A 21,304-nucleotide genomic window follows, 5' to 3' on the forward strand; every position below is an offset into this window, starting at 1 on the left:
ATTAACAAGGGCGTCTCTTATTCCATGAATGTCGCTATTTCATCGAGTGGTTTCTTATAGGTGGCGTGTTGAGGAATGGTAGCGCCTTCCTCAGGATAGCCAATTACGATCAACATGTATGGACGGTCGTTGCTATTATCTCGTCCGCATATTTTACTCAGGAAACTCATGGGTTTTGGTGTGTGAGTAAGCGTACCCAACCCTGCGTTATGCAAGGCTTGCAGTAAAAAACCTGTCGCAATACCAACCGACTCATGCACATAGTAGTTGGTTTGATTTTCGTCGTTCTCCATCCCCCCACGCTTTTGAGAAAATACAGCAATTAGCCACGGTGCTTTTTCTAGATAAGGCTTGCTGGCATTAGTCCCTAGCGGTTTAAGCGCATCAAGCCATTCTTGCCCTGCTCTTCCTTGATAAAAAGACTGTTCGAGCTCTTCTGCCGCTTGACGAATTTGAGCTTTCACGTCTGCGCTATTGATCGCGACAAAGTGCCAAGGTTGATGATTCGCTCCACTTGGCGCTGTTCCCGCCGCTTTAATGCAGCTTTCAATAATGGACTTGGGGACTGAACGATCGGAGAACTGACGAATAGAGTGGCGTCGCTTGATGAGATTGTAGTTTTGATTCGCGCGTTTCGACATTTCTTCCACTGGGTATTCGATAAAGTCATCCAGCGGCAATTGAGATTCTTCAGACATACGGCTTCCTTGCTTTTTTATTTATCGGGTTACTATAGCGACAAATAAAAGGCAGAAGCGTGCTTTGTATTTATGATGATGTGAGACTGAGAGCGTTATTCAACTTTTGCCACAATGAAACAAGAACGTACTCTAGGAGTTGAGACAAAAAATGCGCCACTAAGGCGCATTTTTAACGGGTTTGAATTAGCTTTTAGGGCAGCTGAATGGACCAATATATTCCCAGTTTGCGTGTTCGCCAGGTCGATTTGATGATACCCAGCGAATTGCTTTGTATTCGATCCCCATATATACAACTCGACTTCCTTTTTTATACATTATGTCAGCATTCCAACGAGTTACAGGATTATTCTTACCTGCGTAGGGGATCCAATTCTGCTGCGCATTCTTAGGGAAGGTATAGTTTCTCCACTTACCTATGTCCTTAGCTGCTTTATAAGTTCGACCCTCACTTGTTACTAAGGTACCTTGTTTGTACGCACGAGCTTTTTTCCACTCTGGGGCATTTATCTTTTTCACATCTAAACATGCATATTTGTTTGGCATTTGTGATTCAAAGAAAACCCAGCCTTGATTGCCACATGCCCATAAACGACCACTTTCAGGATCGAAAAATGAAGAACCAATATCAGATAGCTGACAGTTTTGTGCTGCTGGCTCTCCATTCGTCACCGAAAATGCATCCGTTACATTCTGTGCCGAGCTAGAAAAGCTGATGCTTGAAATAGCCAAAGCCGTTAGTAGTCCATATCTGTTCATTATTGCACTCATTATAAATGTGATTTTAATTCCAATTAAGAGAGGAGAATCATAAGGAAGAGTGATGTTAATTCATATAAACTTAAGTTTATTTAATAAATATATTACTTAAATTATAAAAAAACCGCTCACATAGGAGCGGTTTCGTAACGGTTTGTATCAGGTTATCGTTATTTTACACGACCAACGTACTCGCCGTTACGCGTATCAACCTTAATAACTTCGCCGATAGCGATGAACAGAGGTACACGAACAACCGCACCTGTTATCAGTGTTGCTGGCTTACCACCTGTACCTTGAGTATCACCTTTCAGACCAGGATCTGTTTCAGTCACTTCAAGCTCTACAAAGTTTGGTGGTGTTACTGCAATTGGGTTACCGTTCCAAAGCGTAATCATACAAGTGTCGTTTTCTACCAACCACTTAGCGTTGTCACCCACCGCTTTCAGATCCGCTGCGATTTGCTCAAATGACTCGCTGTTCATGAAGTGGTAAAACTCACCGTCGTTGTATAGGTAGTCCAGATCGATGTCCATTACGTCTGCAACTTCAACAGTGTCGCCAGACTTAAACGTCTTTTCTAGAACTTTACCGGAAAGCAGCTTACGGATTTTTACGCGGTTGAATGCTTGACCTTTACCCGGCTTAACATACTCGTTTTCGAGAATGACACACGGCTCATTATCAAGCATAATTTTAAGACCGCCTTTAAATTCATTCGTGCTAACAGTAGCCATTTTTTCCTCTTACCATCTTCGAGTTCAATTTAATGCCGCACATCATAACCCGAAAAGCTGTTTCTGTTGAGCAAAACTGGCTCAAACAATTAGCGAATGCGATCTCCGATCCCTACAAGTTGTTGCAAGCGGTGGAAATAGACCCTACCCCTTGGCAAAAAGGGCTAGCCGCACGCGAACTGTTTGCGATGCGCGTGCCACAAAGCTTTGTCAATCGAATGGAAAAGGGCAACCCTAACGATCCTTTACTCAAGCAAGTTTTGCCCTTAATGGAAGAGTTTGACGTTCATAAAGGCTATTCGGCCGACCCTCTGGAAGAGCAAGATAACGACCAGCCGGGGTTGCTGCATAAATACAAATCTCGAGTATTGATGATCGTCAAGGGTGGCTGCGCCATCAACTGCCGTTACTGTTTTCGCCGTCACTTCCCTTATCAAGACAACAAAGGCTCTAAGTCGGTTTGGGAGCAGAATTTGGCGTACATTGCCGAGCGCCCAGAGATCAATGAAGTCATTCTTTCTGGTGGCGATCCTCTTATGGCGAAGGACAGCGAGTTGGAATGGCTGGTCTCACGTATCGAAGCAATAGAGCACGTGAGAACGCTAAGAATTCACTCTCGGCTCCCTGTCGTCATTCCTTCTCGTATTACCGATGAGCTGTGTTACTTACTTAGGGGGAGTCGTTTGAATGTCGTGATGGTGACACACATTAATCACGCTAATGAGATCGATGGTGAACTTTCAGCTTACCTTGCCAAGCTCAAACAAGCTGGCGTGACGTTATTGAACCAGAGTGTGTTGCTGCGTGGGGTTAACGATTCTTCAGAGGCACTTATAAAGCTCAGTGAAGCTCTGTTTGCCTCCGGTGTATTGCCTTACTACATCCATGTTCTGGATAAAGTTCAAGGCGCGGCGCACTTCTACGTTTCGGATAAGCAAGCTAAAGCGCTAATGGCCGAAGTAATTGAGGAAGTATCAGGGTATTTAGTACCCAAGTTAGCGCGCGAGATCGGCGGTAGAAAAAGCAAAACGCCACTGGATTTACATTTGGAATAACCCCCAGATATTCCCAGCCCCTTGAGGTGACTGCTTCGAATAAGTTGACTCCGAACGTCTACCAAAGGATAGGCAGACGCGATAGGAAACAAAAAATCGTTTTTGTAAAGACGATGCACTGGTGGCTTACAACTGGTCGCTAACGACTAACAGCTTGAATGATCTCTTTGGGCTCAGCGTCTTGAGCAATAAACCGAGCTCTTACACTGCGCCAAAGGTGAAGATACCCATCATATTTATGAACAGGTATTAATTCAAAATGCCCTTCGAGCAAACAGTCTTGGGTTACACCTTCAGGTAATCGATAAGGTGTTAAACGCACTTCTGCTTCTAGTTGATTGATAAGCTGTGAACCTAATTCTATCGATTCACAAGGCAAAATCAGAACCCAATCTCCATCTCCAGATGAAGCGAAAATGTCGAACGAACGAAGCCTCTCCTTAAGAACGACTTGTACATGCGATTTAATTTGTTGCTTTGCCACTTCAGATAGGCAATCTGTATCTTTTACGGTGTACGCCGCAATGCAAAGAAAAGGTCTTTCCTTAAGCCCTAAAAGTTTTGCCTCTAACCCTTTGAGATTCAATAGCCCAGTTTCATCATCGAGGTGCATCAGTTTATCTTCATAAGATTGAATCAAAGACCAATTCTTATTGATCAATAACGTAACGACAAACAGATAAGAAACAAACCATGTTACCAGCCAATAGTGTTTGTATTGCCACAACTGATACAAATGCTGTTGCCAATGTTGGTCGATACTCAAATGCAAACGCGTATTTTGAGAAGCATCACTGATTTCACCAGACTTTTTGTAAGTAAGAAGACCCGTTTGGTTGTCGCCTGGATAGGGAAGGATAAGGTACTCCTTCCCTAAACTGCGCTTAATCTGGCTCGCTAGAACATCCATTGCCAACACGCCCGCCAACTCTCCATCTCGATACACTGCAGCACTTAAAGTGACCACCGACTTTCCGGTAAAGAGATCGCGGTATTCGCCTGTAAAGGTGATATCACGACGATTATTGGCAAGCCCATACTGCAAAGTGTTTCGCCAAAAAGGTCGATGTTTGAGTGCATCATCAAAAGTACTGCTCGTGATATTTCGCGCCAGCTTAGAAGGCGATGAAATGATGTATTTGTCTTTGGAAATAAAGTAGATGGAAGAAATTGCTTCGCGGGAGTTCACTAAATAAGACATGACGTGAGCACTCGGCACCCAAAAATGCGCGTCTTGGTATAGTGAGGTACGCGCATCACACATGTCGACAACACCAGTGATGATAAAATCCGAATGAATGGTAGAACGTCCCTCACCTAGCCCTTCGAAAGAGCACGTTTTGCCTTCCACAACGGTATGTAAGTGAGGGGGAGAATCAGAGACATTAAACTGCGACAGCACCGTCATCTCATGCTCCACCGCTCTTAATGTGTTCGACATGTCTTTTAACGCCATAGCCACATGCTTTTTTTCTGCTTTAAATTCTTCCGTCGCTTCATTGAGTGCGTCCACAACAAGAAGAAGCAGAAAAAGACCGTACAAAGCCGTTACGCCCAGTAAAGAACGTTTAATTGGAAAGTTGTGATGATGGCTCACAGCATTAACCTAGCTACTTATTTTTATGCCTCTAACATACCAGAACAATATGCGACATAAAGTGAATTTTCAGCTTAGATTAACGAAACTCACTCCACCTATAGAGCGTTTATCTAAATTATATAAAATCGATAAAATAATTGAATGTTTAAGATATAAAAAAGCCCCGCACAATGCGAGGCTCTTATAATCCGAGAGGAGGAGGCTGTCGGGTAGCAGCGACGCATTGCTGCGCCACCGCCCCCTAAGAACCGTACGTGCGAGTTTCCCCGCATACGGCTCAAGCCTTTATAAGCTCACCACCCGAAGTGAGCCAGTAACTAGTCCAACTCTAAATGAAATATTGCATTACCGGATGTATCTCGACCAGTAAGGCCATCCATTTCACCGACATATTGGCTACTAACCCCCACCGTGTATATTTCTTCACCATCGATACGGTACAATAATTGATTTGTTGACGAACGAATGAATTCATCTCCAATTATATTTCCTATCAATTGACTCTGACGATATACACTGTAGTCGTGACCTTCTATGAATCTCATAGACTATCCTTTCGGCGGATGAGGATCGTTACCATAAGAGTGTTTATCTCTAATCTTACCATCAGCCCCGTGAATTAATACTTCACTTTGCTGGTTCTTTGCGATATCTCTAGCCGCTTCAAAAGCTTCTTGTTGAGTACCGTGTTTAGAAGTAAGTTTAGAGTTGCCCTCCCCTTGGACTCCCCAACTTCCGTCGTCATTCTGAACTACATGTTGATTTTTTCCCATATTTTAACTCTCACCAATATGAAACTGATAGCAAAATATAGAGTATAAAACAATCAACTACTTTTCAATTATTCAGGCCATGTTATGTAGCTGTCTATGGCAATTAACATGCAACATCATCAAATTCGAGCTAATGTCCGTGCCCCCATCCACTCTTCTGACGATATGATGAATATCCCATTCGTCCTCAGAGTGAAACTGCTGGTGACACACCGCGCATTTGTAGTCTTGTCTCTCGACAATCTTCCATAGCTTCCAGTTACCCGCCAAAGACTTCTTCAATCTTTGCATTTTCAGACGCTCAAAATATTGCTCGTCCTCCGGTAGATAACAATTCGCTGTTGCCCGAATTTTCACATGTTTATCGACTTTCACTCTCGCTGCACTCAGCAAGCGGTAGTGTCCATCTTCCCCTTTCAGTTTTGGTGCGCTGAATACCCAGTTTCTATCACCCACTGTTTTAAAGTATTTGTCTTTAATCCAGCGCTTACGGCGATTCAAATGTATTCGGCGGCACCACTGCCACAACATTTTCCAGATCCTGTAATCGATATACTTGAATGTCTCACTCGCACATACCCAGCGATGGTAGTTACACCACCCTCTGATCATCGGATTCAACTTCGCTATCACCGCTGAAGCTGGCACCGTTTTATGGCTGTTGAGATAATCTCGTATACCGCGCAGAAAGTTCTTCACGTTTTTCTTTGACGGCTTAATTAACATCTTACCGTCGTATTTACGCAAATTCTGACCGAGAAAATCTAACCCGTCGTCTATGTGCGTGATCAGCGTTTTTTCTGCTGACAATTGCAATCCCCGTTCTGCCATAAAGGCTTCAACTATTGGTAAGACCTTATCTTCTAGTAGCTCTTTCGAGATCCCAGTGATGATAAAGTCATCTGCATAACGCACATAATTAACCTTAGTTTTGTAACTGGCTTTCGTGTTCTTCTTCCCGAAGTGGGATTCGAGCACCATTTCCAGTCCGTCTAAGGCCATATTAGCGAGTACAGGTGAGATAATCCCACCTTGCGGTGTACCCGACTCCGTCGAGTTAAACTTCCCAGATTCCATGAATCCGGCTTTCAGCCACTTCTTGAGTATCGCCTTATCCAAAGGAATATTGGCGATAAGCCAATCATGGCTGATAAAGTCAAAACACCCTTTGATATCACCCTCCAGTACCCAACGGGCACTAGCCTTACGGCTGAGGTTCACGAAACATTGTTCGATCGCATCAGCACAAGAGCGATTCGGGCGAAAGCCATAGCTGTTTCGATCCGCCGTGATTTCCGATATGGGTTCAAGAGCTAACAGGTATAGTGCCTGCATTGCTCTATCACGCATGGTTGGTATTCCCAGCGGTCTATGCTTGCCATTAGCTTTAGGAATATAGACTCGCCTTAACGGTCTAGGCTTATAACCTTTACGCGTCAGCTGATCTATGGCTCCCCACTTCAAAACCGGAGTGTTCCAAATTTCTCCGTCAACACCCGGAGTGTTTTTCCCTCTGTTTTCGGTGACACGCCGAATGGCTATCACCTTGGCAGCAAACGAACGAGTTAACATGCGTTGCAGTCGTTTGACTTGTCGACAGTCAGATTTTTTCGTTGCCTTTGCGATCCGTACCTGTAGCCCTCTCACCTTACGATACATTAGTGACCAGTCGATGCTGTGCCACTGCTGTGTCTGGTGGGAGAATGCAGATACGTCAATTTGCATTGAAGTATGCACCTTGCTTTCCTCCATTAACGATAAGTTAATCAAACAACACAAGGCGCATCTGTGCCCTATAGGGCACAGATTTACCCTATGAGGCTTGAGTTTGTTGCTGTCAGTACCCGAAATCCTCAAATAGGAAAGGTAACGTCCACAATTGGACTCTGACAGTTTCAATTACCGTAAAACTTAACGGCTTTACTGATTTTCACACAATTAAAGACCAAGCAGACGTGGGCTCCGTTTCCGGTGAAAGCACGTTGGCTTTCTATCCTACTCATTACAAGCAGGCTTTCGCTTTTTCTGCTCTCCTGTACCCGTATCCTCAACAGCGCCTCTTACGAGGTGCCTGCCCCATAGGGGCAAAGATACGGGGTTTCCGAGTTCCGTTTTCATTACACGGGTTACTTAGGCTCTACCTATCCACCGATGGCGCATGAGTCAGCGTATCCCCAGATGTAAAAGAGATAACCGGCCATATACCTTTTGGTCGGAGCGTTAGTGACGACTAATCCTCCCAAAGGGATAATTAATCGACACGACAATAGCGTTACGCTCGTCGCGGCTGACGGTGTTTATCAGTAGTTCACTTACGTTAACCATATAACCCAGCCTAGCCCCTAAACCGCCTGCTATTGGCGATTGTCTTAACCTTCACTTCGCAGTAAGGATTAACCACTTGCGTGGGGGTACATTGTCAGGAAGCTCCGCACACCGCGTTACCGCAGATGCACTATCCCTAGACTACTATTGGCTGAACAACAGGTCTTACTATCCAATAACCTACCCGTCCGAGTAAGAGATTGGCTAAGACAATAATGAAAACAGCTTCGCACCGTGCAGGTGGCTCAAGCTTAAATAAGACACGAATATTCCCGTTACTTCACAGACACTGATAGCGCTGCTTCAACGTATATCATTCGCCTAAAGCGAGGGACATAGACTTTCGCCCATGCCTAAAATCGGACCTCTTACGAGGACCGATATTCGGGCTTGGGTTAAGCCCGAATATCGGGTTTTATTTGTTTGCTATTTCGTCGGGTGGGATAGTATCCACAACATATAGTTAGTGGTTACTATGGACGTAGCCCGCTCGGCTAGCTACCTACGCGACTCTCGTCGCACTACATCATGCCGCCCATGCCGCCCATTCCACCCATACCGCCCATATCAGGCATTGCTGGTGCATCTTTCTGAGGTGAGTCAGTCACCATCGCTTCAGTTGTGATCATAAGACCCGCAACCGATGCTGCAAACTGAAGTGCGCTACGCGTTACTTTCGTTGGGTCAAGAATACCCATTGCGATCATGTCGCCGTATTCACCCGTCGCTGCGTTGTAGCCGTAGTTATTTTCACCACCACGTACATTGTTCGCGACTACAGACTCTTCATCACCCGCGTTGCTTGTAATTTGACGAAGCGGCGCTTCCATTGCACGTAGCGCAACACGAATACCCACGTTTTGCTCTTCGTTGTCACCTTCAAGCTCAGTCAACTTAGAAGCTACGCGGACTAGTGCAACGCCACCGCCTGCCACTACGCCTTCTTCAACCGCTGCGCGAGTTGCGTTTAAAGCATCCTCAACGCGGTCTTTCTTCTCTTTCATTTCAACTTCAGTCGCTGCGCCGACTTTGATTACTGCAACACCGCCTGCTAGCTTAGCAACGCGCTCTTGTAGTTTCTCTTTGTCGTAGTCTGAAGTTGCTTCTTCGATTTGCTGACGGATTTGAGCAACACGACCTTGGATCGCCGCTTCTTCACCCGCACCATCGATGATGGTTGAGTTTTCTTTCGTGATGGTTACTCGCTTCGCTTGACCTAAATCTTCGAGCGTAACTTTTTCAAGTTCTAGACCAATCTCTTCTGAAATCACAGTACCGCCAGTTAGGATAGCGATATCTTGAAGCATTGCTTTACGACGATCGCCAAAACCAGGCGCTTTAACCGCTGCTACTTTCACAATTCCACGCATGTTGTTCACAACAAGTGTTGCTAACGCTTCACCTTCAACATCTTCAGCGATAATAAGAAGAGGACGTGATGCTTTTGCTACTGCTTCTAGAGTAGGAAGCAATTCGCGGATATTAGACACTTTCTTGTCAACAAGAAGGATGAATGGGTTTTCTAGGTCAACCGCCCCTGCTTCTTGATTGTTGATGAAGTAAGGAGAAAGATAACCACGGTCAAACTGCATACCTTCAACGACGTCTAGCTCGTCTTGTAGCGCCTGACCTTCTTCAACAGTGATAACACCGTCACGACCTACTTTTTCCATTGCTTCTGCAATAATGTCACCAACCGTTTGATCAGAGTTTGCAGAGATAGTACCTACCTGAGCGATAGCTTTTGAATCTGCGCACGGCACAGACAGCACTTTCAGCTCTTCAACTGCTGCTACAACTGCTTTATCGATACCACGCTTCAGATCCATTGGGTTCATGCCAGCTGCAACAGCTTTCAAACCTTCGCTAACAATAGATTGAGCCAATACAGTTGCAGTCGTTGTTCCGTCACCTGCTGCTTCATTCGCTTGAGACGCCACTTCTTTAACCATTTGTGCGCCCATGTTCTGAAACTTGTCTTCCAGTTCAATTTCACGCGCAACAGAAACACCATCTTTAGTAATAGTTGGAGCACCGAACGATTTGTCCAGTACAACGTTACGACCTTTAGGACCTAGTGTTACTTTTACAGCATCAGCCAGAACGTTAACACCTTCTAGCATTTTGATTCGTGCGTCGTTACCAAATTTAACGTCTTTAGCAGCCATCTTTAATTTCCCTTTCTTAATTCGTTTTTAGTCTGTCGTTTTTTGAATCAGAGTAAAAATTACTCAATGATTGCTTTTACTCAACGATTGCCATGATGTCATTTTCAGACATGATCAGAACTTCTTTGCCGTCAATCTTTTCAGATTTCGTGCCGTAGCCTTCAGCAAAAATAACGCTATCACCAACTTTAACGTCCAGCGGTTGCACAGTACCGTTTTCTAGGATGCGGCCCTTGCCTACAGCCAAAACCGTACCACGTGTCGATTTTTCCGCAGCAGAACCAGTTAGAACGATGCCGCCGGCAGATTTGGATTCAACTTCTTGGCGTTCAACGATAACTCGGTCGTGTAAAGGACGGATATTCATCGGTCGTCTCTCCTGATTAGATGATTCTATTTGATGTAAGAAATACCGTTAAAACGGCTTGTGGATCATATATAGGGCGTACATAGAGATAACCCAAGGGGGGCAATGCGTTTTTTTGTGACGAGTGTTGAAAAATCAAACAGCTTTTCGCGAAATTTCACGTTTGTTGCTCGCAGACTCTATTTCTACCTCTACTTTCGAGCCCGTCGTTCCTTTCGCTCTTAATGTGACAAGTTTCTTATGTCACTGCTTTTCTAGTCGCTGGAGCGCCAAGCCATATTGTGGCTCCAATGTGTATTCTTCTGTATCCTACGCGTTCTTCAAGATAAATTGAGCTGTAACTATCAATGCAAGATAAACATGGATTACTCACTGCCCCGATACCCGCAGTGCTCAGAAATATGACCCTACCGATGATTGTAGGTCTGATTTCGATCCTGATGTTTAATCTTGTGGACACTTTTTTTATTTCTTTGCTCGGTACTCAGGCTCTGGCTGCGATCAGCTTTACTTTTCCCGTCACCTTTGCCGTCAATTGCATCACGATGGGCATTGGTATGGGGCTTTCGACCAACATCGGTCGGCTGCTTGGGCAAGGTCACAATCAAGATGCGGCAAGATTTTCTTCCCATGGTTTAATCCTAGCGGTCATTCTCGTCAGTGTCGCATCGACTATAGGCTTACTGACCATCACTCCACTGTTTTCTCTTCTCGGGGCGACTCCAGATCTGATTCCACTCATCAAAGAGTACATGGTGGTATGGTATCTAACGATCCCAATGTTAGTCATCCCCATGGCGGGAAACAGTGCGATTCGTGCAACTGGTGATACCAAAACTCCAGCAAAAATCATGATGCTGGCTGGTGTCATTAACGGCGTACTCGACCCACTGCTTATCTTTGGTTACGGTCCGTTTCCTGAATTGGGAATAAAAGGGGCTGCTATAGCCAGTGCACTCAGCTACATGGGTGCTTTGTGTGGATCTTTGTACGTACTCATAAAAAGAGAAAAGCTGCTGGCACTCCCGTATTTTCCGTCACTCATACAAGATTGGCGTGCCATCTTAAAAATTGGCACACCCGCTGCCTTGTCTAATGCGATGTCACCTATTTCAGGAGCAATACTGATGATGATATTAGCGAGCCACGGTACAGAAGCCGTTGCCGCTTATGGTGCCGCGCAACGTGTCGAGTCTATTTTGATTTTGGTATTGATGGCACTGACCTCCGCTTTGACGCCCTTTATGGCGCAAAATTTAGGCGCAAAGAATCCAATGCGCAGTTTTAACGCCATGTTTGTATGCATGCGATTTTCGATTCTTTTCCAGCTTCTCATCTTTATTATGATGGTCCCACTGAGCATGCCTATTGCTTCACTTTTCTCTCAAGAGCAAAGTGTTAGAGATCTGCTTTGGCATTACTTGCTAGTGGTGCCGTTCAGCTATGGGTTTCAAGGCATATTAATGGTACTGGTTAGTGGGCTCAATGCACTGCACAAACCCATGCACGCTTTTAGTTGGAGTGCGATGCGTTTGTTTATATTCACATTGCCTTTTGCCTACATTGGCAGTGAATGGTATCAGGTTGAAGGGCTTTTTATAGGCATAGCTGCAGGCAATCTCGTTGGTGGAACACTGGGATACTTGTACGCAATTAAAATGCGTAACGAAGTAATTGAAGCTCACGAGCCGGAGCCAAATCCATAGTTCACCGAGGCATCGCCAGTCAAAATAACCGATAGCGAAATCAATCGATAGCTAAAGCCAACATTAGCCATAGCCACCGTTAACCAAAACCGGAAAAAGTATCCGTCAAACAAAAAAACCGCTGAGAAGTCAGCGGTTTTTATTAAGCAAGTTAACCTTGGATGTTCAGTATTAGAACAACTCTTTCGCAACTTTGAACAAGTCATCTCGTACTGGACGTTTCATGTTCTCGATGCAGTCAATAATATCGTGGTGAACAAGCTCTTCTTTCTGAATACCTACACAGCGACCGCCATGCCCTTCTTGTAGAAGGTGAACAGCGTAGTTACCCATGCGAGATGCAAGAACACGGTCAAATGCTGTTGGACGACCGCCACGTTGGATGTGCCCCAATACTGTCGCACGAGTTTCGCGTCCAGTGGCAGATTCAATCTCTTGAGCAAGCTGGTTAGCATCCATCATCAACTCAGTTAACGCGATGATTGCGTGCTTTTTACCTTTCTTGATGCCATCTTGAATATTGGCGATCAATTCTTCATTACTCAAACCTGTTTCTGGCGTGATGATGTATTCACAACCACCCGCAATCGCAGACATCAAAGTTAAATCACCACAGTGACGACCCATGATTTCTACAATCGAAATACGCTGGTGAGAAGATGAAGTATCACGTAGACGGTCGATAGCATCAATAACGGTATTTAATGCCGTTAAGTAACCGATAGTGTAATCAGTACCTGCGATATCGTTATCGATAGTGCCAGGTAAACCAATACATGGGTAACCCATTTCAGTCAGCTTTTTCGCGCCCATGTAAGAGCCATCACCGCCAACAACAACTAAAGCTTCGATACCATGCTCTTTCAGGTTTTCGATCGCTTTCTCGCGAACTTCTACTTCTTTAAATTCTGGGAAACGAGCTGAACCAAGGAAAGTGCCGCCTTTATTGATCACATCAGATACACTGCAGCGATCTAATTTCTCGATACGGTTTTCGTATAGACCTAAGTAACCGTCATAAATACCGTACACTTCTAGCCCTTCTGAAAGTGCCGTACGAACAACACCACGAACTGCTGCATTCATGCCTGGTGCGTCACCGCCACTTGTCAAAACACCGATCTTCTTAATCATGCTCACCCTCTGATATCTGGGAATCTAATCTTCAATTCTAAATGCCATTCTCGGCGAAATCTTATCTTATTCACGTTATGTTACATTTCCGCTCCACACGGCGCACATAACGAATTATTGAAACTTTTCTACTTATGAAAGAGTATTACAATTATGCTATTAAACTTTGTTGATTCACATCACGTTCAATAGTGGTTTGTGTGGTTTGCACAAAAGATAGCTAATTATCTTCCATTTGTCTTCTTTCTTTCACGGTTCGTAATAATTAACTTAACAGCAGCCGATCCTCAGTGATTTAAACCTGAGAATTTCCCGGCTCATGCTCGTTTTGTTTATTTTTCGCCCATGGCACAACAGAAATTGGATCTTGATGGATCAGAATGTCACCTTCTGGGAATCTTTCGAGCAGTTTTTGTTCAACTTCGTCAGAAATGCGATGCGCTTCAATCAGCGGCATGTGATCGTCCAACTCTAAATGAAGCTGGATAAAACGAACGGGACCAGACATTCGAGTCCGGATTTGATGGGCACCCAACACCCCTTTGACTGAGCATGTGATTAAATGAATGTCTTCAATTTCATCATCTGGAAGCTGCCTGTCTAGCAGAGATTGTACTGCGGTATAAACCATGCGAATGGCGCTAGAAAGAATGAAAACACCTATCCCAATCGCAAATACAGCATCGGCTTGCCCGATTCCATACCAACTTAATCCAAGTGCCACGATAATAGCGGCATTCATGTAAAGATCGGATTGATAGTGTAGAGAGTCTGCGGCAATTGCCTGACTGCCTGTTTTTCTGACGACATCTTTTTGAAATGCCACTAGCCCGCCCGTCACCAGTATGGAAAACATGCTGACGTACACTCCGAGTTCAGGCGAGTGCAGCTCATGAGGACGGAAGAACCTATCCACACCATTCAAAATTAAGAAGCAAGCAGAGCCCGAAATAAACATAGCCTGCGCCAATGCGGCGAGTGATTCAGCTTTTCCATGACCGAAAGAATGTTCTTTATCCGCAGGTTGAAGGGAATAACGAACCACGATGAGATTCACGACAGAAGCCGCAATATCCAATAAAGAGTCGATCAATGAAGCCAGCAAACTCACTGAGCCCGTTATCCACCAAGCCGCGACTTTAACAATCAATAGTATGGTCGCAACCCCTGCCGCTAACCAAGCAGCTGTGGTAACAAGTTTTGAATAATCAGATTTTTGCATCTAGATAGGTGATATTAAGGAAAAAGAATAGATTACTAAAGTTAACTCAGTCGCACGAGTGCCAAATTGAAATTCACGATCCAAGTACAATTCTTAAATTAAGGATTGCCAAGTGTGCCTTCCCATTTGCGTAAAATTTCCGCATGCTCACCTGATTCCCTGATCGCGTTTAACCCTTCTTGAAACCTCCGTACTACCTCATCAGAGGTATCGATATGAAAAGCCATAAACGCATCCTTACTCATCTCAGGAATATTTGTAATCTTTTCTATTTTTTCAAAGTTGTAGTTTAGCTGCTTAACGTCATAGAACAATCGCCCCGATTGATAAGCAATGATATCAATACGCCCAATAAACAATTTCTGAATGTTTTGATGCTCAACACTAACTTGATTAACCTCTATGCCCTTTGACAGTAGAAATCGAGTTTTTTGGTCGTTTCGGCCGCTGCCTACGCTATAGTTGTTCAAATCTGTTAAGCTATTAACCCAAATATCTTGTCGGCTTTTCAACTTATAAAGGTTGACCTCATTTTCAAAAATTGGCCCTACCCATTTAAACTTTGATTCTCTTTCACTTGTCCTAGATGTCGGAAATAACGCTACGTTAGGGATATTTTCTAGGTTCCAATACCCTCTAGCCCATGGCATCACTTCAATATCATTTGAAGGCATATCTATCGTATCTAATATTGCTTGGACTATTTCAACAGATTTTCCCGTTGGTTGCCCATTCACAGTGAATGAGTTTGGCGGGGCATTTTCTGCAATGAGTCTGAGTTCCGCTGCACAGCAAATACTAACGCTTGCATAAATCGAGAAAATGCACATGAAAAATTTGTTCATCCATCTCCCCCTTCTTTTGCCATCAAAATAACGTTAAAGTTTGCTGACCGACGCGTTCACTCTTTATTTATAATAGTGCTCATACAACGCTTGCGTTTCTCCGGTTAACATCATGCTCTTAAGCACTTGAGAGAATTCATACGCTTTACTCTCGACAGACATGAGAATCGGGTAATTATCCGCACTGATCGGTTCATCTTCTTTATATTTAGGGTTAGTCGTTCCTTTAAACCATTTCGACTTTAAAGAAAACCCAAGATACAGCGGTAACACACCACCACAGCAGTCTGAATGCAATTTCAACCCTTCCAACTGATGCTGCTTCAATAAGTATTCCAGCGTGGATTTGTTGTAGATATAGAAGTCGCCTTTCCTTTGTAAAAGAAACGTCATAGCTTGCATGGATGTCATCTCAGGCGGCTCTTTAATGTAAATGTCAGTGATGCCTTTTGTGATATCAGCCGCCCCCTTCGCACGAAGCAGTACTTTACCTTTTAGTTGTTCGAGCTGAGTAATCTCAGCCATATCTTCTCGCGAAAGACCTATATCGCCTCCAGGTAAGCCATTTTCGATGAAATAAATGAAAGCGGCCCGTTTTTGGGTTAAATTGAAACCGGGATAAAAATCAATGTCACCTCGTTTTAATAGGCTAACCACTTTGTTCTTTGGAAGACGAATAACCTGAAGCTCACAACCCACTTCCTGCGCTGCTTTTTGGTATAAATCCAAATAAAGACCCGAGTTATCGGGCGCTCTTGCAATATTGGGTAAGCGTTCATTGGTGCGATACCCCATTTTCAACACACATGTTGATTCAGTGGCACCAACGGTTTGAGAAATCATAAAATACAAGCAAACAATTATTGGTAGGGCTACTTTCCGCACTGTCTTATGTTCCCTCTAACTATCGAGCTACTTTGAGCATAGTCAAGAGCGGTTTTAGATACAAAAAGAAAGCAGCCATGAAGGCTGCTATCGTCGCGTATGTAAGCTTTATTTAATCAATCATCTTGATGACGCTCTGCAAATTTTTCAGCACACTTAGCGGCTTTTTCTTGTTGTAGTTCTTGAAGTTTGACCTTCTGTTCTGCCGTTAGGATGCTCATGGCTTTATGCTGTTGTTCTAGCATTTTTACACGCTTTTCCGTTTGGGCATCTACCATTTTTTCGGCCAACTCTTGCGCTGTATATTCATCGAATGTATCCGCTAATAGCAATTGCTGGATGTCTTGTTGATACGATTGCATCTTAGCGAACATTTCTTCTGATTTGCCTTTTCGATGATTTCTGGCGTCGTCTCGCAATTGTTTGAACTGCGTCTTTTGATCATCAGTAAAGTCAAGTTGGCGAAGCACACGTTTGTCCATGCCCATACCGCATTTTCCTCCGAAATCGTAACCACCTTTGTGGTGCCCTTTACCACCAAAAGCCCATGCACTCGCGCTGCCTAAAACTAAAGGAAGTGCCGCTGCCATTAGAACCATTTTTTTAGCTAGTTTCATAATTGTATCCTCGATCGTCATTGGAATTCGTTTTGTGTGCTGTGCTGCTTTGGCAGCGCTTGAGGATAGAATACGAACTGGGTTGTAAAGCAACGTGAAGAAAGCGTAAATCAACGTAAAGAGTTCTGGTTACTCAGTAAATGTGAGTATCATGAAGATAGAAAAACCGTAAGTGAGGCAACAATGGCACATATACTATTAGTGGATGACGATACAGAATTGACTAGCCTACTCAGTGATATTCTGACCTTTGAAGGCTTTCAAATAAGCCAAGCCTGCGATGGTTTAGTCGGGCTTGAATTAGTGGATGAAAGTGTCGATTTAATTCTTCTGGATATCATGATGCCTAAGCTCAATGGCATGGAGATGCTTAAGAAATTACGTGCAAACTGGCAGACTCCAGTACTGATGCTCACAGCCAAAGGTGAAGAAATAGACAGAGTCATTGGGCTTGAATTAGGTGCCGACGACTACCTGCCTAAGCCATTTTCAGATCGTGAATTGATGGCACGCATTCGCGCTATTTTAAGGCGCACTCAAACATCTGACACAAATACCAGCAAAGATCCAGAATGCATTGCATATCAAGATTTGAAAGTCTTCCCAGGTAAACAAGAAGCGTACTGTGAAGATACCTTGCTTGACCTCACCACCACTGAGTTTGCGTTGCTTAGCCACTTTATTACGCACCCAGGTGAAACCCTAACGAAAGAAATGCTCAGTTTAGACGTACTGGGCAAGCGCTTAGCACCGTTTGATCGCGCGATTGATATGCATGTATCAAACCTTCGCAAAAAAATCCCATTACTTAGCGACAACAAACCTCGAATTAAAACGCTACGTGGTCGTGGGTACATGCTGGTGGAGGCAGGGTAATGCGGTTGCGTCTTTTTTCTAGCTTATATGGGCGAATTTTTGCCATTTTCTGGCTTACGATGTTGCTGGTATTGATCGCGGTTTTAATTTTACCTTTTCTTGATCCACGCCAGCCTCATGATATTCCAAAAGATCATCTTAACCGGATTGCGCAATCCGTCAGTAAGTTAGAAGAAAGGTACGCTAATCACCCAAACATACAGGACGTTGCAAGAAAGCTAGCAGAGAGAGAGGGGAAACATCATGGAAAGCGCCCTTTGATTTATCTGACCGACTTGGAGGGAAATTTGATTACCCGAGAACGAGGTCCGATTCGAAAAGCAATGCAAAACTACATCACCGAACTGGATTTAACCCGAACTCAGCCCCAGCAAAAATTGTATGGTCGCATGATGGTGGCAGGTCCATTCCCAGCAAAAATAGCAAATCAAGACGTCTTGCTATTCAACGCCATGAGATGGACTCAGACACCGCCCTTTTTACTTCAGCTGTTCGACAAACCCTTGCAGTTACTTTTTGCTGTTATGGTTGCTAGCACCCCTCTTTTACTCTGGCTTGCGTGGGCGCTTAGCCAGCCTGCTCGACGTTTGGAAAAAGCCGCTAAGCGGGTTGCTAAAGGAGAGTTTATCGCTGATCCTGGTTTGGAAAAAGGCACCCGAGAATTTCAACAAGCAGGAGCCAGTTTTAACCAAATGGTTTTGGCTGTTGATCAAATGATCACTGGTCAACAAAGGTTGTTATCGGACATTTCTCACGAACTTCGATCCCCCCTTACTCGGCTGAGAATGGCGAATGCACTCGCGACCAGAAAACAGGGAGAGAGTGACGAGCTTAAGCGCATTGATACCGAAGCCGAACGTTTAGAGCAGATGATCAGCGAACTCTTGGAACTGTCACGTATGCAAGTGCACAGCCACGAAAATAGAGAACGTCTTTCTGTTGTTGATCTGTGGGAAGAGATATTAAAAGATGCGCAATTTGAAGCAGAACAAAAAGGTAAAGTGCTGCGATATGTTTCTTTCCATCATGAATCCGAGCGTGATAGCCCCTTACCTAACACCTATATTTACGGTAATCCCAATTTATTAATGAGTGCGGTGGAAAACATCGTTCGAAACGCCATTCATTATGGTAACCAGAATATCCAAGTATCGATTGTACTTCATGGCAGTGAACTACAGATTGACGTCGATGATGATGGTAACGGTGTGCCAAAAGAAGAACTGGAAGACATTTTCCGACCTTTCTACCGAGTTTCAACCGCCAGAGATCGGCACTCTGGAGGTGCAGGTTTAGGCTTGGCTATTACAGAAAGCGCGATTCGGCAGCATAATGGAACCATCAAAGCACACCCCAGCTCTCTTGGGGGAATGAAAATGTCTATCCGATTGCCCGTTAGCGAGCATTCATAATCTCAAAAAATTGAATTTATATGCCTTTTGGGTATATATCCCTACTATTCACAAGTTGATAACGATAACAATTATCATTACATTATTACGTAACAATAAGGAGAGTAATAATGTCACACACATTCCCAGAACTACCGTACGCATACGACGCACTGGAACCGTACATCGATGCAAAAACAATGGAAGTACACTACAGCAAGCACCACCGTACGTACTTTGACAAATTCACGGCAGCAATCAAAGGTTCTGATCTAGAGAACCAATCTCTAGAAACCATTTTTGATTCTATCTCAAGCCAAGCACCAGCCGTTCGCAATAACGGTGGCGGTTTCTACAACCACGTTGTGTACTGGAACTGCATGGCGCCTAACGCTGGTGGTGAACCACAAGGCGATCTAGGCAAAGCGATCACTGAAACATTCGGCAGCTTTGATGCGTTCAAAGAGCAATTTGCTCAAGCTGCAATCAACACATTTGGTTCTGGCTTTGCTTGGTTGATCGTAAAAGATGGTAAGTTGGTTATTACTTCAACCAGCAACCAAGACAACCCTCTAATGGACGTAGCGGCTGATCGCGGTGAACCTGTTCTAGCGCTAGACGTATGGGAACACGCTTACTACATCAGCTACCAAAACCGTCGCCCTGAGTACATTGACGCTTGGTGGAATGTTGTGAGCTGGGATGCTGTTGCACAAAACTACGCAGCTGCTCTAGCAAAATAAACAGAACATAGAGGCGACATAACGCCTTACAGTATGAAAGAGTAAGCGCCTTGCTTGCTCTTTTTTCTTCCTCCATAATGCCCTTCACTCAACTCATTCATAAGATTTGTCATGCTGGATATCGTTTTATTTGAGCCTGAAATTGCCCCTAATACAGGCAACATCATTCGCTTGTCCGCCAACTGTGGTTCAAACCTCCATTTGATCGAACCATTAGGTTTTGATTTTGAAGAGAAGAAAGTAAGACGTGCTGGTTTGGATTACCACGATCTTGCCCGTGTAAAGCGCCATGAAAACATGGAAGCATTCATCGAATACATGGAAGAGCGCGGCGAAGATTACCGCTTGTTTGCGTGCACCACAAAAACCACAGGGCACCACGTAGACGCGAAATTCAAAGATGGCGATGTACTGATTTTTGGCCCCGAGTCGCGTGGGCTTCCAGCGGACTTCATTGAAAGCCTTCCGATGGAACAACGTATCCGAATTCCTATGATGCCAGACAGCCGCAGTTTAAACTTGTCTAACGCGGTCGCCATTATTGCATTTGAAGCATGGCGCCAGCTTGGATTTGAAGGCGCGTTATAGCTGTATTCTATCTAACAACTGTATTCAATCTAACAACAGATACAAAAAAAGATGAAGGCAATCACCTTCATCTTTCTTGTTTCTCGTCATCAATGAGCTTTAAACCATAAGGTTAACCCTTAATTTAAGCGATTACGGTCGTCATCATCCTTACGCTGGTATTCCCCTTCAAACGTATTTCCCTGAGAAGAATCACCGCGCTGGAAAGGATCTTGTTCAAATGGGTTCTGCTGATGAAAACCGCCTTGCGCGTGAAAACCACCACCATTCCCGAAGTTTTGAACCTTTACTTTGCTCATCAACTGCTTGGCAATAATTGCTCGCGGTGCAGGTAATAACACAAGCATACCTAGCGCATCGGTCATAAACCCTGGAGTAAGAAGAAGCACACCAGCCACAGCCAGCATGACACCTTCAACAATTTGCTGAGCAGGCAACTCACCTTGCTGAAGCCGATTTTGAACAGACATCAGTGTTTGAAGCCCTTGGCTACGAACCAATGTCGCACCGACAAACGCCGTCAGTAAAACTAAGCCTATGGTCGTCCAAAAACCTAAAAAACCGCCTACTTGAATAAATAAGGCAATCTCGATAATTGGAACGGCAATAAAAAGCAGTAAAAGTATCGGAAACACAAGTCCTCCTGTTGCAATTACAGTCAGTGTATTGCTTTGCTAAACAAACAACAATTGCTTACCTCAAACTTATGTTGTGATCCCAGTTAACTTCTGTAAGAAATGTTGACAACTCAATGACTCAAAAGGTGATCGGGCTACTATTTTTATGCCACCAATTCGATACTATGGACACAACAT

General features: G+C 44.2%; 21 protein-coding genes. 6 read left to right on the plus strand and 15 right to left on the minus strand.

The genetic code is table 11. The annotated features are described in order from the left end of the window. Positions 1–17: 17 nt before the first annotated feature. The 3 genes from Q8W40_RS24775 to efp form a co-directional block, all read right to left on the minus strand. Positions 18–698, minus strand: coding sequence for a nitroreductase family protein (locus Q8W40_RS24775; protein ID WP_305401063.1), 681 nt, complete (start codon positions 696–698; stop codon positions 18–20). Between the two features lie 186 nt (positions 699–884). Further along, a complete protein-coding gene (locus tag Q8W40_RS24780) occupies positions 885–1,457 on the minus strand; it encodes a hypothetical protein (protein WP_305401065.1) in 573 nt (190 codons plus the stop codon). A gap of 170 nt (positions 1,458–1,627) precedes the next feature. Then, positions 1,628–2,194 carry an elongation factor P gene (gene efp, locus Q8W40_RS24785; protein WP_305401067.1) on the minus strand — a complete coding sequence of 189 codons (567 nt, stop codon included), beginning with the start codon at positions 2,192–2,194 and terminating at the stop codon, positions 1,628–1,630. 32 nt (positions 2,195–2,226) lie between these two features. Between efp and epmB the strand changes: the two genes are divergently transcribed. Further along, a complete protein-coding gene (epmB, locus tag Q8W40_RS24790; RefSeq protein WP_305401069.1) occupies positions 2,227–3,249 on the plus strand; it encodes an EF-P beta-lysylation protein EpmB in 1,023 nt (340 codons plus the stop codon). Positions 3,250–3,388: 139 nt separating this feature from the next. On the opposite strand, the gene Q8W40_RS24795 is transcribed toward epmB, so the two are convergent. The 6 genes from Q8W40_RS24795 to Q8W40_RS24820 all read right to left on the minus strand — a co-directional run bounded on the left by Q8W40_RS24795 (position 3,389) and on the right by Q8W40_RS24820 (position 10,482). After that, a complete protein-coding gene (locus Q8W40_RS24795) occupies positions 3,389–4,846 on the minus strand; it encodes a PDC sensor domain-containing protein (protein ID WP_305401070.1) in 1,458 nt (485 codons plus the stop codon). Positions 4,847–5,166: 320 nt separating this feature from the next. Beyond that, positions 5,167–5,394, minus strand: a complete 228-nt coding sequence (locus tag Q8W40_RS24800) for a hypothetical protein (protein ID WP_305401072.1) — start codon at positions 5,392–5,394, stop codon at positions 5,167–5,169. 3 nt (positions 5,395–5,397) lie between these two features. After that, positions 5,398–5,622 carry a DUF2188 domain-containing protein gene (locus tag Q8W40_RS24805; protein WP_305401073.1) on the minus strand — a complete coding sequence of 75 codons (225 nt, stop codon included), beginning with the start codon at positions 5,620–5,622 and terminating at the stop codon, positions 5,398–5,400. 72 nt (positions 5,623–5,694) lie between these two features. Continuing rightward, positions 5,695–7,347, minus strand: a complete 1,653-nt coding sequence (gene ltrA, locus Q8W40_RS24810) for a group II intron reverse transcriptase/maturase (protein WP_305401074.1) — start codon at positions 7,345–7,347, stop codon at positions 5,695–5,697. A gap of 1,121 nt (positions 7,348–8,468) precedes the next feature. Next, entirely contained in the window at positions 8,469–10,115 is a 1,647-nt protein-coding gene (groL, locus tag Q8W40_RS24815) for a chaperonin GroEL (RefSeq protein WP_305401077.1), read from the minus strand. A gap of 76 nt (positions 10,116–10,191) precedes the next feature. Next, entirely contained in the window at positions 10,192–10,482 is a 291-nt protein-coding gene (locus Q8W40_RS24820) for a co-chaperone GroES (RefSeq protein ID WP_005417156.1), read from the minus strand. Between the two features lie 347 nt (positions 10,483–10,829). Here Q8W40_RS24820 and Q8W40_RS24825 point away from each other — a divergent pair, with 347 nt between their 5' ends. Further along, positions 10,830–12,188, plus strand: coding sequence for an MATE family efflux transporter (locus tag Q8W40_RS24825; protein WP_305401085.1), 1,359 nt, complete (start codon positions 10,830–10,832; stop codon positions 12,186–12,188). A gap of 171 nt (positions 12,189–12,359) precedes the next feature. Here the strand turns inward: Q8W40_RS24825 and pfkA are convergent, their stop codons facing one another. The 5 genes from pfkA to Q8W40_RS24850 all read right to left on the minus strand — a co-directional run bounded on the left by pfkA (position 12,360) and on the right by Q8W40_RS24850 (position 16,891). Continuing rightward, positions 12,360–13,322, minus strand: coding sequence for a 6-phosphofructokinase (gene pfkA / locus Q8W40_RS24830; RefSeq protein WP_305401086.1), 963 nt, complete (start codon positions 13,320–13,322; stop codon positions 12,360–12,362). Between the two features lie 295 nt (positions 13,323–13,617). Next, positions 13,618–14,544, minus strand: a complete 927-nt coding sequence (gene fieF, locus Q8W40_RS24835) for a CDF family cation-efflux transporter FieF (RefSeq protein WP_305401088.1) — start codon at positions 14,542–14,544, stop codon at positions 13,618–13,620. A 98-nt stretch (positions 14,545–14,642) separates the two neighbouring features. Then, entirely contained in the window at positions 14,643–15,389 is a 747-nt protein-coding gene (locus Q8W40_RS24840; protein WP_305401091.1) for a substrate-binding periplasmic protein, read from the minus strand. Between the two features lie 63 nt (positions 15,390–15,452). Then, a complete protein-coding gene (locus Q8W40_RS24845; protein ID WP_305401093.1) occupies positions 15,453–16,232 on the minus strand; it encodes a substrate-binding periplasmic protein in 780 nt (259 codons plus the stop codon). A 158-nt stretch (positions 16,233–16,390) separates the two neighbouring features. Then, a complete protein-coding gene (locus Q8W40_RS24850) occupies positions 16,391–16,891 on the minus strand; it encodes a CpxP family protein (protein WP_305401095.1) in 501 nt (166 codons plus the stop codon). A gap of 183 nt (positions 16,892–17,074) precedes the next feature. Between Q8W40_RS24850 and Q8W40_RS24855 the strand changes: the two genes are divergently transcribed. The 4 genes from Q8W40_RS24855 (at position 17,075) to Q8W40_RS24870 (ending at position 20,489) form a co-directional block, all read left to right on the plus strand. Beyond that, the gene (locus tag Q8W40_RS24855; RefSeq protein ID WP_305401097.1) at positions 17,075–17,767 is read left to right on the plus strand and encodes a response regulator; all 693 of its coding nucleotides are present in this window, start codon (positions 17,075–17,077) and stop codon (positions 17,765–17,767) included. Further along, complete coding sequence (gene cpxA / locus Q8W40_RS24860) at positions 17,767–19,179, plus strand: envelope stress sensor histidine kinase CpxA (protein WP_305401099.1); 1,413 nt, start codon at positions 17,767–17,769, stop codon at positions 19,177–19,179. Before Q8W40_RS24855 ends, cpxA begins: the two co-directional genes overlap by 1 nt. Before the next feature lie 110 nt (positions 19,180–19,289). Then, positions 19,290–19,901 carry a superoxide dismutase gene (locus tag Q8W40_RS24865; protein WP_101111252.1) on the plus strand — a complete coding sequence of 204 codons (612 nt, stop codon included), beginning with the start codon at positions 19,290–19,292 and terminating at the stop codon, positions 19,899–19,901. A gap of 111 nt (positions 19,902–20,012) precedes the next feature. Next, positions 20,013–20,489: a tRNA (cytidine(34)-2'-O)-methyltransferase gene (locus Q8W40_RS24870; protein ID WP_101111253.1), complete on the plus strand. Its 477-nt coding sequence runs from the start codon at positions 20,013–20,015 to the stop codon at positions 20,487–20,489. Positions 20,490–20,608: 119 nt separating this feature from the next. On the opposite strand, the gene Q8W40_RS24875 is transcribed toward Q8W40_RS24870, so the two are convergent. Continuing rightward, positions 20,609–21,124 (minus strand): FxsA family protein, encoded by a 516-nt coding sequence (locus tag Q8W40_RS24875; RefSeq protein ID WP_101111254.1) that lies wholly within the window; start codon positions 21,122–21,124, stop codon positions 20,609–20,611. Positions 21,125–21,304: the final 180 nt, after the last annotated feature.

The organism is Vibrio penaeicida, assembly GCF_030689305.1.
In the GTDB taxonomy this organism is placed as follows: domain Bacteria; phylum Pseudomonadota; class Gammaproteobacteria; order Enterobacterales; family Vibrionaceae; genus Vibrio; species Vibrio penaeicida_B.

Coding starts and splice junctions, on each gene's coding strand:
- fieF (WP_305401088.1), bottom strand. CDS start 14,544: ATGCAAAAATCTGATTATTCAAAACTTGTTACCACAGCTGCTTGGTTA.
- efp (WP_305401067.1), bottom strand. CDS start 2,194: ATGGCTACTGTTAGCACGAATGAATTTAAAGGCGGTCTTAAAATTATG.
- ltrA (WP_305401074.1), bottom strand. CDS start 7,347: ATGCAAATTGACGTATCTGCATTCTCCCACCAGACACAGCAGTGGCAC.
- Q8W40_RS24850 (WP_305401095.1), bottom strand. CDS start 16,891: ATGAAACTAGCTAAAAAAATGGTTCTAATGGCAGCGGCACTTCCTTTA.
- Q8W40_RS24845 (WP_305401093.1), bottom strand. CDS start 16,232: ATGATTTCTCAAACCGTTGGTGCCACTGAATCAACATGTGTGTTGAAA.
- Q8W40_RS24805 (WP_305401073.1), bottom strand. CDS start 5,622: ATGGGAAAAAATCAACATGTAGTTCAGAATGACGACGGAAGTTGGGGA.
- Q8W40_RS24800 (WP_305401072.1), bottom strand. CDS start 5,394: ATGAGATTCATAGAAGGTCACGACTACAGTGTATATCGTCAGAGTCAA.
- Q8W40_RS24865 (WP_101111252.1), top strand. CDS start 19,290: ATGTCACACACATTCCCAGAACTACCGTACGCATACGACGCACTGGAA.
- Q8W40_RS24855 (WP_305401097.1), top strand. CDS start 17,075: ATGGCACATATACTATTAGTGGATGACGATACAGAATTGACTAGCCTA.
- Q8W40_RS24780 (WP_305401065.1), bottom strand. CDS start 1,457: ATGAACAGATATGGACTACTAACGGCTTTGGCTATTTCAAGCATCAGC.
- Q8W40_RS24870 (WP_101111253.1), top strand. CDS start 20,013: ATGCTGGATATCGTTTTATTTGAGCCTGAAATTGCCCCTAATACAGGC.
- epmB (WP_305401069.1), top strand. CDS start 2,227: ATGCCGCACATCATAACCCGAAAAGCTGTTTCTGTTGAGCAAAACTGG.
- Q8W40_RS24825 (WP_305401085.1), top strand. CDS start 10,830: ATGCAAGATAAACATGGATTACTCACTGCCCCGATACCCGCAGTGCTC.
- pfkA (WP_305401086.1), bottom strand. CDS start 13,322: ATGATTAAGAAGATCGGTGTTTTGACAAGTGGCGGTGACGCACCAGGC.
- Q8W40_RS24775 (WP_305401063.1), bottom strand. CDS start 698: ATGTCTGAAGAATCTCAATTGCCGCTGGATGACTTTATCGAATACCCA.
- groL (WP_305401077.1), bottom strand. CDS start 10,115: ATGGCTGCTAAAGACGTTAAATTTGGTAACGACGCACGAATCAAAATG.
- cpxA (WP_305401099.1), top strand. CDS start 17,767: ATGCGGTTGCGTCTTTTTTCTAGCTTATATGGGCGAATTTTTGCCATT.
- Q8W40_RS24840 (WP_305401091.1), bottom strand. CDS start 15,389: ATGAACAAATTTTTCATGTGCATTTTCTCGATTTATGCAAGCGTTAGT.
- Q8W40_RS24820 (WP_005417156.1), bottom strand. CDS start 10,482: ATGAATATCCGTCCTTTACACGACCGAGTTATCGTTGAACGCCAAGAA.